Below are 13966 nucleotides of genomic sequence, written 5' to 3'. Positions count from 1 at the left end.
AATGGCCATTGCGCAGGCCGCTGCCATCCCGCGCCGGCAACTTCTCGCCTATGGCGCACTCGGCCTGCCGCTGGCGATGGCCGCGCTGCCGGTGTATGTGCATGTTCCGCGCCTGTATGCCGACGCCGCCGGCATGAGCCTGAGCTTGCTTGGTGGCTTGTTGCTGGCGGCGCGGCTGCTTGACGCCGGCATCGATCCCCTGCTTGGTGGCTGGAGTGACCGGGCCGCGAATCGGCCGCGCCTGATCATGCTGGCGCTGCCCTGCCTGGCGCTGGGCATGTATGCCCTGTTGCACCCGCCCGCCGTCTCGGCACCCCTGTGGCTGCTGGCGTCGATGCTGGTCACCTACTTCGGCTTCTCGCTGGCCAGCGTCGCCTACCAGGCCTGGGGCGCCGAACTCGGTCGTGACGCCGGTGAGCGCACGCAGCTGACTGCCAGCCGCGAGGGTTTCGGCCTGCTTGGCGTGGTGCTGGCGGCGGCCGTGCCCGGCCTGATCTCGAGCGATCTGGCGGCCGGGCTATCCGGCTTGGCACAGGTTTTCCCCTTGCTCCTGCTACTCCTTGCCGCCTGGACATTTTCCGGTTCGCCGCCGGCGGAGACGCGGATACCGGCGAGAGGCAATCTCCTCGGTGAACTGCGCAGCGTGCTCGACGATGGGCGTTTTCGCTACTTGCTGGCGGTATTCGTGCTCAACGGAATCGCCGCCGCGCTGCCGGCGACGCTGGTACTGTTCTTCGTCGCCGATGTCCTGCAGGCGCAAGCCTGGAGCGGCGCTTTCCTGGCGCTCTATTTCGTCAGTGGCGTCGCCTTCCTGCCCCTTTGGGTCAGTCTCGCACGGCGCTTTGGCCGAGTGCGCAGCTGGATCGCGTCGATGCTCGTCGCCGTCGCCTCCTTTGCCTGGGCGTGGGGTCTGGGCGCCGGCGATGTCTGGCCCTTTGCCGTTGTCTGCCTGCTCTCGGGTGCGGCCCTGGGTGCCGACCTGACCTTGCCCGCCGCCTTGCTGGCCGATATAGCGGAAGCCCCCGCTGACGATCGTGGCGAGTCCGGCCGTTCGGCGCAGGCAGGCGCCTATTTCGGCTGGTGGAATCTGGTCGCCAAACTCAACCTGGCGCTGGCTGCCGGCTTGTCCTTACCGCTTCTCGATCTCGTCGGCTACCGGCCCGGGGCCGCCGCAGCCAGCGCCGCTCTGGCGGCGGTCTACTGTCTGCTGCCGCTGCTCTTCAAAGCCGTCGCCGCCTTGCTCGCCTGGCGCTGGCGCAACACTCTGGAGTTGTCTTCATGAAAACACTATGGCTGGCCTGCTTTGCCTGCGGCCTTCTTGGTCTGGGCGGCTGTTCCGGTGTGCCCGTCGAGCGTTACCGGGCCGAACAGCCGCCGCTCGATCTGGCCACCTACTTCAATGGCCAGATCGACGGCTGGGGAATGTTCCAGGATCGATCGGGTGCCGTGATCAAGCGCTTCCATGTGCTGATCGATGCAAAATGGGAAAAGCGTGACGGGGTCGATGTCGGCACGCTCGACGAGCATTTCTCGTGGTCAGACGGCAGCACTTCGCGCCGGGTATGGACGATCACGCGGGTCGACGCCGCGCGCTACATTGGCGTCGCCGACGACGTTGTCGGCGAAGCACACGGCGAGGCCGCCGGCAACGCGCTGCGCTGGCGCTATGTGCTGGCACTGCCGGTTGATGGTCGGGTGTGGAACGTCGATTTTGACGACTGGATGTTCCTGATCGACGAGCAGGTGATGCTCAACCGCTCGGAAATGCGCAAGTTCGGTTTTCGTCTCGGCGAAGTCAGCCTGAGCTTCAGGAAGCGCTGAGACCATGAATCCACAAATCGACGACTGGTCCGCAAAGCGCGTCTGGCTGCTCGGCGCGTCCACCGGTATCGGCGCAGCATTGGCCGTTGAACTGCTGGCGCGCGGCGCTCGTGTCGCGCTTTCGGCGCGTAACGCCAGCCGCCTGGCCGAGGTCGTCGCCGGGGTGGCGGCGACGGATGCGCCTGCGGCCGCCGAGCGAAGCTTGGTTTTGCCCTGCGACGCGGTCGAGGAAACAAGTCTGCGCGCCGCCTGGGACGAACTGCTGGCGGCGTGGGGCGGCGTCGATGTGGCGCTCTACGTCGCTGGCGATTACCAGCCGATGCGCGCCTGGCAGATCGATCTCGCCGCCGCGCAGCGCATGGTCGACGTGAACTTCGTCGCTGCGCTGACTTTCGCCGCTTGCGTCGTGCCGCAGTTGCTGCAACAGGGCCAGGGCCAGATCGGCTTCGTCGCCAGCGTCGCCGGCTATCGCGGGCTGCCGAAGTCGCTGATCTACGGCCCGACCAAGGCAGCGCTGATCAATTTCGCCGAAGCGCTCTATCTCGACCTGCAGCCAAAAGGAATTGGCGTGCGGCTGATCAACCCCGGTTTCGTCGCCACGCCACTGACCGCGAAAAACGATTTTGCCATGCCCGCCTTATTGACTCCCCAGCAGGCGGCGAAGGCGACGATCGCCGGTTTTGCCGGCAGCGTTTTCGAGATTCACTACCCGAAACGTTTCACGCGCGTGCTCAAGCTGCTCGCGCATCTACCCTACCGTCTCTACTTCCCGCTGATTCGCCGCCTGGCCGAGCGGTGATGGAAACCGCCATGAACAACACCGCCAGCGTAAACGCCCTGATTGCTTTCTACGAAGACCTCAGCCCGGTGAGCGTCGCACGTTTCCCGGAGTTCTACGCCGACGACGCTTTCTTCAAAGATCCTTTCAACGAGGTGCGAGGCGTTGTCTCGATCCAAGGCATCTTCACCCATATGTTCAGGCAGCTCAGCGCACCGCGTTTCGTGGTGCGCGAACGAGTGCTCGCCGAAAACGGCGCGCTGCTGGTTTGGGAGATGCACTTCCGGCGCGTGCTCGCGCGGGGCGGCGGCGAGGCGCAAGTGATCCGCGGCGCATCGCATCTCAAGTTCGATGCCGCAGGCAAGGTCGTCTGGCATCGCGACTACTGGGACGCCGCCGAAGAACTCTACGAAAAACTGTCCGGAATCGGCTGGCTGATGCGCTTCCTGAAGAAGAGGCTGGCCGCCTGAGCTGGCAAGCGACCGGCGTCACCATGCACGGCGGCTGTCATGCTTGCTGAAGGCCGCGTCGGGAACGGTGAATGGTTAATGGTGAATGCGCCGCCACACCAGCCCCCTCGCAATGACGGAGGGTGGGAGATGCTTGCCGAACGTCTCATCAAGAACGCAACACTACACTAGCGACGGGGGCAGAGCGTGGCGTGGACTTCGCCGAGCAACTGCCGGTAGGGGCGCGGCCTTTTTTGAAATGCCGCAGTTCCCGAGGCGTCAGCCACGAACATACTCTCGACCCAGCCGGTAAGGCTTGCAGTGAGCTCGCGCCCGTCCACTCCACGCCAGCACGTCATGGAGGATGATCAGCGTCGGCCGTTCGGATTCCTGAAGCAGGTCGGCGTCGGCCAGGCTAATGACAACCCTCTGCTTGCGGGCGCCGAAGCTCTGCGTGATGAGACCAGCCTCACACTCCCTCCATCAACTTGGTCGCTATCGGGAAGCGCTTGGCGAGGCCTTGGCTGGCTTCGAGGTGGCCTACTCGGTTGCTGAGGGACCGAGTATAGCCTCCACGGCACCCGCAGCCCTGCATGCGGGGATTTTCTATCCCTTACCACAAGCCGTGTCCGCATTTGCACGCTGGGTCACATGGGATCTCGGTAAGCCGCGTGACGAGAGGGCAAATCGCTGGGAGATCTGGCTTGGCGAACTCGTTTCCGGCCTGGCCGAGCATTATCGCGACCCCGGGCTGCTCCGTGACGTCGCCGGTTTGCTGACTGCCCACATCTCGCCGCAAGCGCCGACATCGGCGAGCTTGTTGATAGCCTTGGCGCAAGTCGACGAAGCCGACGATCGTCAAGCCGTGCTCGCACGCACCGACCCGGACAGCGCTCTGTGGCTGCGCCGCATCCGCGATCTGCCCGAAGCTCCCGCGAGGCCGCCGCGCCGGCGGAAATGATGTGGCTGAAGTTGCTGTGAGCCGACTTGCATAGTTTCTCGCACCAGGTGGCGTGTCCGAAGGGAGCAACGAGTTCGTCAGACCCACGAGTGGACGTAAGGTCAGGCAATCATAGCCACTGGCACTGGCACTGGCACTGGCACTGGCGATTCGCGACTATGTAGAAGTCAATGAATGGCAGATTGGCGATGTCAAGGCGGGGTTGGCGGAAGCAGATGCGGGGACTTCGCCAGCGATGATGACGTGCGGGCCGTGCAGGGAAAGAGGACCTGAAAGTCCGTTGGTTGCGCACTGCGCTACGGAACCTCGACGAGGAGGCGTCTTATATCTCGGCCGAAGACCCTGCAGCAGCTCGCGTGGTTGTGGGGCGCATTCTCGATGCAGTAGCCATGCTGGCGCAGCATCCCGCTTTGGGGCGGCCTGGTCGGGTACCCGGAACGCGCGAACTACCTGTGCCAAGAACGCGTTAGTTGATTCCGTATCGCGTCAGCGCCGACCATATAGAAATCCTGCGTGTGTTTCATACCTCCCGAAAACCGCTCAGGCGCTGGTGACTCACAGGCGCGGTATTGGCAGAAGCGTGTCAGCTGATCGCGATTACCAGCAACGGCAACGGCAGCCTGGCCGTTGGCCTGACGCTACGTGAATTCCGCGCTCGCTATTTTGCCGTCGAGAAAGTCTCCCGGGGACTGACCGTTTTCGCGAGTGCGCTCGAAGCGCTCGATGATCAGCCGCGTGGCAGCGGACATTCTGATGACCAGCGCCCGATCATGCTCGCCGAGCAGGTGTAGAGCCATGGCGTCATCGCCCGCCAGCGCTGCGCCGCTGGCGCTGGCCCGGAAGACATGGTGGCAATTGGTCTGCGATTCGTGGCTGAAGAGGAACTGCAGCGCATCGGAGAGCAGGCCGGTTTCTTCGGCGAGTTCGCGGGCGGCTGCCTGCGCGAGCGATTCGTCCGCGTTGATGCCGCCGCCGGGTAGCAGCAGCATTCCGCCGCGGTTTTCGACGAGCAGGATTTTGCCGTCGATCTCGACGATGACGGTGGCTCTTTGGCGCTTCATGTGGGTACTCCGTGTCTCCGTGTTGCCTGGGGGCTTTGTCGGGTGTTGTGGCCGCGCGCTAGACAATCGCCAGCCCGGCGCATTCGATGGCCACCAGCGCTTTCGCGTGATTGAAGTTGCTGGCCCGGCCGCAGGCGTAGAGGCAACAGGCGAGTTGATTGGCGATTGGCAATGGTAGCGAGGCTTCGCCGGCGAGGACGCGGTGCATCCAGGCGACGGTGGCGCCGGCATCGCAGGTCTCGGGCAGTTGCGGCAGGCTCCTGAGGCTGTCGCGCTCGGCTTCGAAGAGGATGTCGCTGACGCCGTCGTGCAGATGTTCGATCAGCGGGCGGCGCTTGGGGTTGGCGAAAGGTTCGCCTTCGCTGCCGCGCAGGAGGAGGGCGTGCGCGCCTGCGGCGCTCAGGACGGCGCGCATGCTGGTGATGTAGTCGGGGTGCGTCGCCGCAGCCAACAGCAAGGCTTCGCCGCGGAAGGGGTCGAGCATCTTGACCAGGCTGTGGGCGCTGTTGCGCAGTCCGAGGCGGTTGCGCAAGGCGAGTTGTCGGTCGAGGCCGGGAGAGATGAGCGGCAGCGGCACGTAGGCCAGGCCGTATTCGTCGATCGCCAGTTGTGCCTGCGCCAGGCTGCTGCAGGCTTGCAGGCCAAACTCGGCAAAGATTTGCTCGCTGGTGACGCGTCCGTAGTCGGCGCTGAGACCGTGTACCAGCACCGGCACGCCGAAGCGCTGCAGGAGCAGCGCCAGCAAGGGAGTCAGGTTGGCGCTGCGGCGAGCGCCGTTATAGGTGGGGATGAGTACCGGGCGAAGGTGACCGGCCGGTCGAGCCAGGCTCGGCAGGCGTTCGTTGGCGGCAGCGAGGAAGCCGACCATCTCGTCGATGGTCTCGGTTTTCATGCGCAGGGCGATGGCGATCGCACCCTGTTCGAGGTCTGGCACCTGGTCGTCGAGAATCGCGGCGTAGAGCGCCTGTGCCTCTGCGCTGGACATGTCGCGGGCGCCTGCTGCGCCGCGCCCGATTTCCCTGATGACCGCCGCCAAATTCATGTTTTCTATCCCTTCGCTAGCCGCCATGCCGCCTCCGATAGTGTCTTCAGGAAACCACTTCGGTGGTGGCGCGCTGGGTCTGAGTGGCGACCATCTGCCGCAGTTCGGGAAGACACGATCCGCAGAAGGTACCGCATTTCCGCTTTTCCTGCAGGACTGCCAGCGTGGCGCCGCCTTCGAGGTCGGCCTTGATTTGTGCTTCGCTGACGTCAGCGCAATTGCAGACGATGCGGCTGCGCTGCGGCAGCTTGCCCGGCCGCTTGCCGATCGGTGCGACCGCCCAGCGGATCAGCGCCGGGTCGAGCGCCGCCTCGGCAGCATCGCTTCCTTCGGCTTCCGCAGCCATCACTTCCTTGAGCCACGACTGGGCCTGTGTTTCGCCGGCGAGGCGAATGCCGATCAGCTTGCCGTTCGGGGCGAGGGCACGCTTGCTGATCTGTCGGCGCTGATCGGCGTAAACGATCGCCGCCGCAGCGTCGGCGTCAAGGCCGAACAGCGCGTCGATCTCGCGCAGGCGGGATTCGGGGAGTGCTTCGCCGTGTGCCGCGCGGAACACCACCAGTGCTTCGCTGCGTCCGTAGAGTCCGACGCTGGCCAAGGCGAATTCGGGGAGCAGGCTGCGCGCCCTGGCGAGCAGGGTCAGCGCCGCCAGTTCTCCGCTTCCCGCCTTGCGCAGAACGACCAGTTGCCACGGCAACTCGGCCTGCTCGACAGCGACGGCGGCATGCTTCAGTTCGGGTTGCTGCGAGAACGGGTCGTACGCCGAAAGGGTGAGCGCGTTGACGCCGGCGCTGTTCATGAACTGGCTGCCCCAGTGCATCGGCATCCATGCGCGTCCGCGCACCAGCCCATCGTCGGGTTTGACGCGCACATGTACCTGACCGCGGGCATTGCCGACGCGCACCACATCGCCGCCGGCCAGGCCGCGCTGGCGCAGGTCGGCGGGGTGCATCGAGAGCAGCGGTTCGTCGTCGAGATTGAACAAGCGGGCGACGGTACCGGTGCGACTCATGCCGTGCCATTGGTCACGCAGGCGGCCGGAGAGCAGGCTGATCGGATACCTCTCGTCGGTGCTTTCGGCGGTCGGCAGGTGCTCGACGGCGACGAAGCGGGCGCGACCGGAGGGGGTCGGGAAAACGCCGTCGGCGTAAAGGCGCTGGCGGCCACTGCTCGCCCCTTCGGGGAACGGCCACTGCTGCGCTCCGCTGCTGTCGAGTAGCGCATAGCTCAGGCCGGTGATGTCGAGATCGCGGCCGCGTGTGCTCTCGCGATGCTCGTTGAAGATCGCCTCGGGACTGGCGTAGGGAAACAGCTGCCCGGTCAGCGGCTGGCCGAACCGGGCCCCGAGCCGGTGTGCGAAGTCGACGACTATTTCCCAGTCGGGCCGCGCTTCACCCGGCCGCGACACCGCAGGCGTGATGTGGGTGATGCAGCGCTCGGAGTTGGTGACCGTGCCTTCCTTTTCTCCCCAGGTGGTTGCCGGCAACATCAGGTCGGCGTAGGCCGCGGTGTCGGTATTGGCGAATGCTTCCTGGAGGACGACGAAGTCAGCAGCCTCGAGGGCGGCGCGCACTTCGCTCTGGTCGGGGAGCGATTGCGCCGGGTTGGTGCACGCGATCCATACCGCCTTGATCTCGCCGCGCTTGAGTGCGGCAAAGAGTTCCACCGCTGCCTTGCCGGGCTGCGCGGGAACCGAGGGCAGGCCCCACAGGCGTGCGACTTCGGCGCGGTGTTCGGGGTTGGCGAGGTCGCGATGTGCGGAAAGCAGGTTGGCCAGGCCGCCGACTTCGCGGCCACCCATGGCGTTCGGTTGCCCGGTCAGCGAGAAGGGGCCGGCGCCGGGCCGGCCGATCTGCCCGGTGGCCAGGTGCAGGTGGATCAGCGCGGCATTGTTGTGCGTACCGTGCGAGGACTGGTTGAGGCCCTGGCAGTACAGCGACAGCGCTGCCGCCGACTTGCCGAACCAGCGCGCGGCCTGGATGATCTCGGCCTCGGCGAGGGCGCAGATTTCGGCCACCACCGCCGGCGGAAAAGCCGCGACCGTCTGTTCCAGCGCGGCGAAGCCCTCGGTGTGCGCGGCAATGTAGTTGCGATCGACCAGTTCCTCGGCGAGCAGCACGTGCAGCAGGCCGTTGTAAAGGGCAATGTCGGTGCCTGGCTTGAGCGGCAGATGCAGGTCGGCGATGGCGGCGGTTTCACTGCGCCGCGGGTCGACGACGATGATGCGCAGATCGGGATTGGCGGCGCGCGCATCTTCGATGCGGCGGAAGACGATGGGATGGGCGACCGCCGGGTTGGCGCCGGCGATGAGCAGGCAGTCAGTGGCGGCGATGTCTTCGTAGCAGCACGGTGGCGCGTCGGCGCCGAGCGTCTGCTTGTAGCCGGCCACCGCCGACGACATGCACAGGCGCGAGTTGGTGTCGACGTTGTTGGTGCCGATCAGGCCCTTGGCGAGCTTGTTGAAGACGTAGTAGTCCTCTGTGAGCAGCTGCCCGGAAATGTAGAAGGCGACGCTGTCCGGACCGTGCGCGGCGATGATCTCGGCGAAGCGCCCGGCGGCATGCTCGAGCGCCTCGTCCCAGCCGACGCGCTGGCGCGGTATTGCGCGCTCGCGACGCAACTCGGGATAGAGCAGGCGATAATCGGGGCGCGCCGTGAGGTGCAGCGAGGCGCCCTTGGTGCACAGGCGGCCAGCGTTGGCCGGATGCGCGGGGTCGCCGCGCACGCCGACGATGCGCTCGTTCTCGGTTTCGATCAGCAGCCCGCAGCCGACGCCGCAGTAACAACAGGTGGATTTGACTTGTTTGATCATGGTTTTCTTGCTCCTGCTTGTGCCTAGCAAAAGCCGTGCCATGGAGGCAAGTCGTTGATCTGGATAAAGCAAGGGCTCAGCTGTGGGCGCCCCAGCCCTTTTGTGGTGCGCCGTAGGCAAGTGCGTGCCTTGATACGGGGCGGTGGGGAATTGCGCCGGCGAGTCCGCCGCTTCTCATTTTGTCCGTGCGCGCTACATTATCGAATGGCGGAGTATTTCCAGCCGTGGAAATTCGCCAAGTTCTGATATCTGGCCTGCAATTCTTCCCAAACACGGGGAACTCGAGAAAATACTCACTGCCTCACCCGGTCGCCGGGTGACAAACCCTGGGCTATACTTCTTTCCCCAATTCACTCAATCTGGAAATATGCCATGCGCTTCAGCCTGCTCCGCCGCACCCTGTTTGCCGCGCTTCTCACGGCTCTGCTGGTCGCCTGTTCATCGACTTCGGTGATCTCCGAGTGGCGCGATCCGGGCTATCACGGCGCGGCGCTCAAGAAGATCCTGATCTACGTCGCGGCGAGCGAAGACGCCACCCGGCGCACGGCCGAGGATCGTCTGGCGGCGTCGTTTCCCAAGGGCACGCAGGGGGTGCCGAGCTATACGCTTTTCCCGGAGGCGAAGGAGATCAACGCGCAGAACGAGAAAGCGATCGCCGCGCGTCTTCAGAAGGAAGGCTTCGACGGTGCGCTGACGGCGCGCCTGGCCTCGGTGGATAAAGAGAATGTCTATATGCCGCCACAGACCTATCTGGCGCCGACGATGCTCGGGCCATACGGGTCTTTCTACGGCTATGGCACCTTTGCCTACGCTTCGGTATATACCGTTCCCGGCTATACCTATCAGGAGAGCAAGTACATGATCGAGACGATTCTTTACCAAATCCCAGGCGGGAAGATGCTGTGGACGATGACCACCGAATCGGTAAGTCCGGATTCCCGTCAGCAACTGATCAAGGAGGTCGCGGGCCTCATTGATGGCGAATTGAAGAAACAGGGATTCATCGCCGGCTGAACGCGCTTGCGAACGGCCAGTCATCTGGCAGCTTGTTGTTTTTTAATGGCCCGAATGGGCTTCTAACCAAGGACTGAAAATGATATTTCGCACTCTCGTCGCTGGCGCTGTCGCAGCTTCATGTTTTCTTGCCACCCCGGCAGCGGCTGATCAATCCACTCTGGACAGAATCAAGGAAACGTCGACCATCAAGCTCGGCCACCGGGAGAACTCGCCACCGTTCTCCTTCGTTGGCGACGACAAGAAGGCAATGGGCTACAGCGTCGATCTGTGCCTGCGCGTGGCTGATGACATTGCCAAGCAGTTGAGTATTCCGGATCTGAAAGTGGAGTGGGTGGCGGTGAGTGCAGAAAACCGCTTCGACGCGGTGAAGAATGGTGATATCGATATCGAATGCGGCAACACGACCCAGACGATAGGGCGCCGCGCGGACTTTGACTTCAGCCTGACGACTTTTGTCGATGGCGCCAGCATGCTCTTTCTCCGCGATGGAAATCCGAAGTCGCTAGAGGATGTCAAGGGGCAGCGTATTGTCGTCGTCGCCGGAACGACGACCGAAAAAGCAATGGACCTACTCGCCGCCGACAAGAATCTGGGACTGCAGGTGCTCAAGGTCAAGGACCATAAGGAAGCCTTGGCGGCCCTGAAGAGCAAGAAGGCGACCGCCTATGCCGCGGATCGCACGGTATTGATCACCACGGCGCTGCTCGGTGGCGGCGGTACGGAATACTCCATCGGTGATAATCAGTTTACCTACGAGCCCTACGGTCTGATGATGCGCCGCGATTCGGACATGCGCCTGGCCGTCGATCGCTCGCTGGCACAGTTGTATCGCACTGGCGAAATCGGCCCCGTCCTCCAGAAATGGTTCGGGCCGCTTGGCAACCCGGGCGAAGTGCTGAAGGTGATGGTCCTTCTCAATGCTCTGCCCGAGTAGATCGTCCGGCCGGGCGCAAGCACTCAGCACGCGCTTGCGCCTGCCTTGCCCGGCCCGCCGGGCAAGGTGAAGCCGTCGAGTGCGACGAAGGGCGACTGGCCGCCGATCAGGTCGGCGAGTGCACGGCCGCTGGCCAGCGACAGCGTGAAGCCGAGTGCGCCGTGGCCGACATTCAGCCACAGCTTGCGGTACGGGCTGTGGCCGAGGATCGGCCGTCCGCTCGGTGTCGCCGGTCGCAGGCCGGCCCAGCCCTCAATCTGCTCGTAATTGGCCGCAGCAGGGAAAGCGGCACGTGCTTCGGCGAGCAGGGTTGCCAGGCGCTGCGGCGCGATGGCGCGGCTGTAGCCGCCGATATCGGCAATGCCGGCAACGCGCAATTGCCCATCGAGGCGGGCATAGACAATCTTGCGCTGGAAGTCGGTGACGCTCAGGGTCGGCGCAGCGTTCGGGTCGCTGATCGGCGCCGTCAGGCTGTAGCCCTTGAGTGGGTAGATCGGCAGCGCCAGGCCCAGCGGACGCGCCAGGCGCGCACTGTCGCAGCCGCTGGCGAGGAGGTAGGCGTCGGCTTGCAGCAGTCCGGCGCTGGTTTCCACGCCGACGATTTCGCCCTGTCTGACTCTGAGACCCTGTATCGAGGTGTCAAAAAGGCAGCGGTTTTCCGGCGCTGCGGCGCGCATCCTGGCCAATAAGCCGATGCTGAAGCGATAGCAATCCGCGCTGTCCTCGCTCGGCGTGTGCACGCCGCCGACGATTTTCCGGCGCAGGCCGTCCAGGGCCGGTTCGCGATTGATGCACGCCGCGCTGTCGAGCACCTCCTGGCGGTAGTCGCTGTCGGCGACCAGGCCTTGCTGGAATTCGACCTGGCGGCGTGCGTTCTCCAGGGCCGCCGCATCGCGGTAGACGACCAGCTTGCCGCTGTGGGCGTAGGCGCAGTCGAGGCCCGGCTCGCGGATGAGCAGTTCGTGCATCAGACGACGGCTGGCGTGCCCGAGGCGCAACAGGTGGCGGGTCGTTTCCGCGCTGCAGCGGCCGCGACAGGCAGCGAGAAACTGCAGGCACCAGCGCCATTGCCGAGGGTCCAGTTGGGGACGAAAACGGACCGGGGAGGTCGGGGAGAGTAGCCAGGGGACAAGCTTTGGCCACACCCCTGGGTCAGCCAGCGGTGCCACGTAGCTATAGCTCAACTGGCCGCCGTTGGCGTAACTGGCTTCCAGGGCAGCGCCCGGGTTGCGGTCTACGAGTGTGACTTGATGGCCGTCACGCGCCAGATAGTAGGCGCTGGTGATGCCAACCACGCCGGCACCAAGAACGATTACGTGCATTCTTTCTCCCTGGACGGTGCCCGCCAATGAGGGTGTTTCCCGACTGTCGGCTTCTCGCCGGGCTTGCCTGTGAGAATCTGCTGCCGTGTGCCATTACGCGGCATCAACCGCCGGCCGTCGGGCGACTGGCCATGATAAGCCGTGTGGGAAAAAGAAAAAGGGGCCATCGTCAGCCGATGGCCCCAGCTTGTCACCGGCGACGGCGCGATCAGCCGATCTTGAACATCAGCGAATTGGAACCCGAGTTGAGGGCCACGCTGATCGGTTGCTGATGCGTCGTCGGGCCCCAGAACTGGCGCGGACCCGGTGACGTGAAGAGGTCGCTGGCGGCCCACTCGTCACGCCGCGAGGCAAAGAACTTCATCGCCGGCGAGTCCATCTTGACCAGCGCCTTCTCGATCACGAACTCATCCTGGCCGTGGCGGCGCTCGATGTTGAGCAGGCCGGCGAGCGGAATCGCCTGCGGCACGCCGCCGCTGGTCAGCCCGGTGATCGTCGCCATGTAGCCGCTGTGGCCGTCGAGGATCAGCGAGCCGGCGGTCAGGCCGAGGTTGTAGGTGTAGGCAGCGTCGAACAGTGTCGGCGCGCCGCAACGCCCTTCGTAACCGAGGAAGTGGCTGTGCGCGGCAAACGGGACTTTGCCGTCGAGTTCCTTGACGCGCGCCTTGGTCATGTCGATCAAGAGCTGCTCGGTGGGGATCAGCGAGACCTGCAGGTTGCCGTGCGAGTCGCGCTCGGCGAGCAGCATGTCGACGATGTAGTGCGGCAGGGAAGCCAGCAGCTTGCCGTTGTTGGCACTTAGCTTGCTTTCGACGAAAGCCGCTTTCTTGTCGTCGGCGAGAGCGGCGAAAGCCGTGGCCTCATGCGCCAGGACGTCGTTGAGCTCGGCGATCATCGCGTTCATCTCGGGGATGAACTCGATCAGGCCTTCCGGGACCAACAGTACGCCATAGTTCATGCCCTTCTGCGAGCGCTCGACGACGACTTTGGCGATGCTGTCGATGATGCTCGCCAGCGACATCTTCCTGGCCGCCACTTCCTCGGAAATGATGGCGATCGCCGGCTTGGTCTGCAGCGCCACTTCGAGTGCGACGTGCGAGGCGGAGCGACCCATGAGCTTGACGAAGTGCCAGTATTTCAGCGACGAGGCGGTGTCCTGCAGGACGTTGCCGACCATTTCGCTGTAGATCCGGGTCGCCGTATCGAAGCCGAAGGAGATCGCCAGCAGGTCGCCGAGTTGCAGGTCGCCGTCGATGGTCTTCGGTACGCCAATGACCTGAACGCCGGAGCCGTCGGCCTTGACGCCGCGGTACAGCGATTCGGCGAGTACGGCGGCGTTGGTGTTCGAATCGTCACCGCCTACGACGACGATGGCGTCGAGATTGTGCTTGATGCAGGTGTCGCGAACCTGCGCGAACTGGGCGTCGCTCTTGATCTTGGTGCGGTCCGAACCGAGGAAGTTGAAGCCGCCGGTGTTGAGGACGAAGTCAACGTCGGCATCGTTGATTTCGAACAGCGAGCCTTCGAGCAGGCCCTTGGGGCCGGCCTTGACGCCGAGCAGGGTGTTGCCGAAGCCAAGAACCCGCTTCAGGCCGCAGACGACGTTGTGACCGCCAGCGGCAGGGCCGCCCGAGAACAGGACGGCGACGCGTTTGCCCTTGATCTGGTTGGTCCGGCTGCCCGCGGAGGTGAGTACGACATTGCCCGATGCGGCGACCGTTTTCGGGAATTGCTTGGCGACGGCCTCGCTGTCCTTGGTGCTCAGGACG

At 64.5% G+C, this 13966-nt stretch carries 12 protein-coding genes and 1 pseudogene; 8 read left to right on the top strand and 5 right to left on the bottom strand.

Features of this window, described 5'->3' with window-relative positions; all coding sequences use genetic code 11:
* The first annotated feature begins 1 nt into the window (after position 1).
* From E4Q23_RS18975 to E4Q23_RS18950, 6 genes and pseudogenes are all read left to right on the top strand, one after another.
* Positions 2-1282 carry an MFS transporter gene (locus tag E4Q23_RS18975; RefSeq protein WP_169068095.1) on the top strand — a complete coding sequence of 427 codons (1281 nt, stop codon included), beginning with the start codon at positions 2-4 and terminating at the stop codon, positions 1280-1282.
* Positions 1279-1821, top strand: coding sequence for a DUF3833 domain-containing protein (locus E4Q23_RS18970; protein ID WP_169068094.1), 543 nt, complete (start codon positions 1279-1281; stop codon positions 1819-1821). The genes E4Q23_RS18975 and E4Q23_RS18970 overlap by 4 nt, the downstream gene beginning before the upstream one ends.
* Before the next feature lie 4 nt (positions 1822-1825).
* Positions 1826-2620 (top strand): SDR family NAD(P)-dependent oxidoreductase, encoded by a 795-nt coding sequence (locus E4Q23_RS18965; RefSeq protein WP_169068093.1) that lies wholly within the window; start codon positions 1826-1828, stop codon positions 2618-2620.
* A gap of 11 nt (positions 2621-2631) precedes the next feature.
* Positions 2632-3069, top strand: a complete 438-nt coding sequence (locus E4Q23_RS18960) for a nuclear transport factor 2 family protein (RefSeq protein ID WP_169068092.1) — start codon at positions 2632-2634, stop codon at positions 3067-3069.
* A 436-nt stretch (positions 3070-3505) separates the two neighbouring features.
* Positions 3506-4009 carry a hypothetical protein gene (locus E4Q23_RS18955; protein WP_169068091.1) on the top strand — a complete coding sequence of 168 codons (504 nt, stop codon included), beginning with the start codon at positions 3506-3508 and terminating at the stop codon, positions 4007-4009.
* A gap of 269 nt (positions 4010-4278) precedes the next feature.
* Positions 4279-4563 (top strand): annotated as a pseudogene (locus E4Q23_RS18950) (type II toxin-antitoxin system RelE/ParE family toxin).
* Positions 4564-4647: 84 nt separating this feature from the next.
* On the opposite strand, the gene E4Q23_RS18945 reads toward E4Q23_RS18950, so the two are convergent.
* The 3 genes from E4Q23_RS18945 to E4Q23_RS18935 are packed head-to-tail and all read right to left on the bottom strand — an operon-like array spanning position 4648 to position 8924.
* Positions 4648-5070 (bottom strand): NUDIX domain-containing protein, encoded by a 423-nt coding sequence (locus E4Q23_RS18945; protein WP_169068090.1) that lies wholly within the window; start codon positions 5068-5070, stop codon positions 4648-4650.
* Positions 5071-5128: 58 nt separating this feature from the next.
* Positions 5129-6139, bottom strand: coding sequence for a DNA-binding protein YbiB (ybiB, locus tag E4Q23_RS18940; RefSeq protein WP_248595586.1), 1011 nt, complete (start codon positions 6137-6139; stop codon positions 5129-5131).
* A 19-nt stretch (positions 6140-6158) separates the two neighbouring features.
* Entirely contained in the window at positions 6159-8924 is a 2766-nt protein-coding gene (locus E4Q23_RS18935) for a nitrate reductase (protein WP_169068089.1), read from the bottom strand.
* A gap of 372 nt (positions 8925-9296) precedes the next feature.
* Here E4Q23_RS18935 and E4Q23_RS18930 point away from each other — a divergent pair, with 372 nt between their 5' ends.
* Both E4Q23_RS18930 and E4Q23_RS18925 read left to right on the top strand, forming a co-directional pair.
* Complete coding sequence (locus E4Q23_RS18930; protein WP_169068088.1) at positions 9297-9938, top strand: hypothetical protein; 642 nt, start codon at positions 9297-9299, stop codon at positions 9936-9938.
* 79 nt (positions 9939-10017) lie between these two features.
* A complete protein-coding gene (locus E4Q23_RS18925) occupies positions 10018-10875 on the top strand; it encodes an amino acid ABC transporter substrate-binding protein (protein WP_169068087.1) in 858 nt (285 codons plus the stop codon).
* A gap of 23 nt (positions 10876-10898) precedes the next feature.
* On the opposite strand, the gene E4Q23_RS18920 is transcribed toward E4Q23_RS18925, so the two are convergent.
* On the bottom strand, positions 10899-12224 hold the full coding sequence (locus tag E4Q23_RS18920) for a D-amino acid dehydrogenase (protein ID WP_272873717.1): 1326 nt from the start codon (positions 12222-12224) through the stop codon (positions 10899-10901).
* 181 nt (positions 12225-12405) lie between these two features.
* The coding region (locus tag E4Q23_RS18915) for a diphosphate--fructose-6-phosphate 1-phosphotransferase (protein ID WP_169068085.1) at positions 12406-13966 on the bottom strand (1561 nt) is incomplete at its 5' end.

Source organism: Candidatus Accumulibacter phosphatis, assembly GCF_012939955.1.
In the GTDB taxonomy this organism is placed as follows: Bacteria; Pseudomonadota; Gammaproteobacteria; order Burkholderiales; family Rhodocyclaceae; genus Accumulibacter; species Accumulibacter delftensis.
This window is presented reverse-complemented; position numbering and strand designations above follow the sequence as displayed.

Coding starts and splice junctions, on each gene's coding strand:
- E4Q23_RS18975 (WP_169068095.1), top strand. CDS start 2: ATGGCCATTGCGCAGGCCGCTGCCATCCCGCGCCGGCAACTTCTCGCC.
- E4Q23_RS18970 (WP_169068094.1), top strand. CDS start 1,279: ATGAAAACACTATGGCTGGCCTGCTTTGCCTGCGGCCTTCTTGGTCTG.
- E4Q23_RS18965 (WP_169068093.1), top strand. CDS start 1,826: ATGAATCCACAAATCGACGACTGGTCCGCAAAGCGCGTCTGGCTGCTC.
- E4Q23_RS18960 (WP_169068092.1), top strand. CDS start 2,632: ATGAACAACACCGCCAGCGTAAACGCCCTGATTGCTTTCTACGAAGAC.
- E4Q23_RS18955 (WP_169068091.1), top strand. CDS start 3,506: ATGAGACCAGCCTCACACTCCCTCCATCAACTTGGTCGCTATCGGGAA.
- E4Q23_RS18945 (WP_169068090.1), bottom strand. CDS start 5,070: ATGAAGCGCCAAAGAGCCACCGTCATCGTCGAGATCGACGGCAAAATC.
- ybiB (WP_248595586.1), bottom strand. CDS start 6,139: ATGGCGGCTAGCGAAGGGATAGAAAACATGAATTTGGCGGCGGTCATC.
- E4Q23_RS18935 (WP_169068089.1), bottom strand. CDS start 8,924: ATGATCAAACAAGTCAAATCCACCTGTTGTTACTGCGGCGTCGGCTGC.
- E4Q23_RS18930 (WP_169068088.1), top strand. CDS start 9,297: ATGCGCTTCAGCCTGCTCCGCCGCACCCTGTTTGCCGCGCTTCTCACG.
- E4Q23_RS18925 (WP_169068087.1), top strand. CDS start 10,018: ATGATATTTCGCACTCTCGTCGCTGGCGCTGTCGCAGCTTCATGTTTT.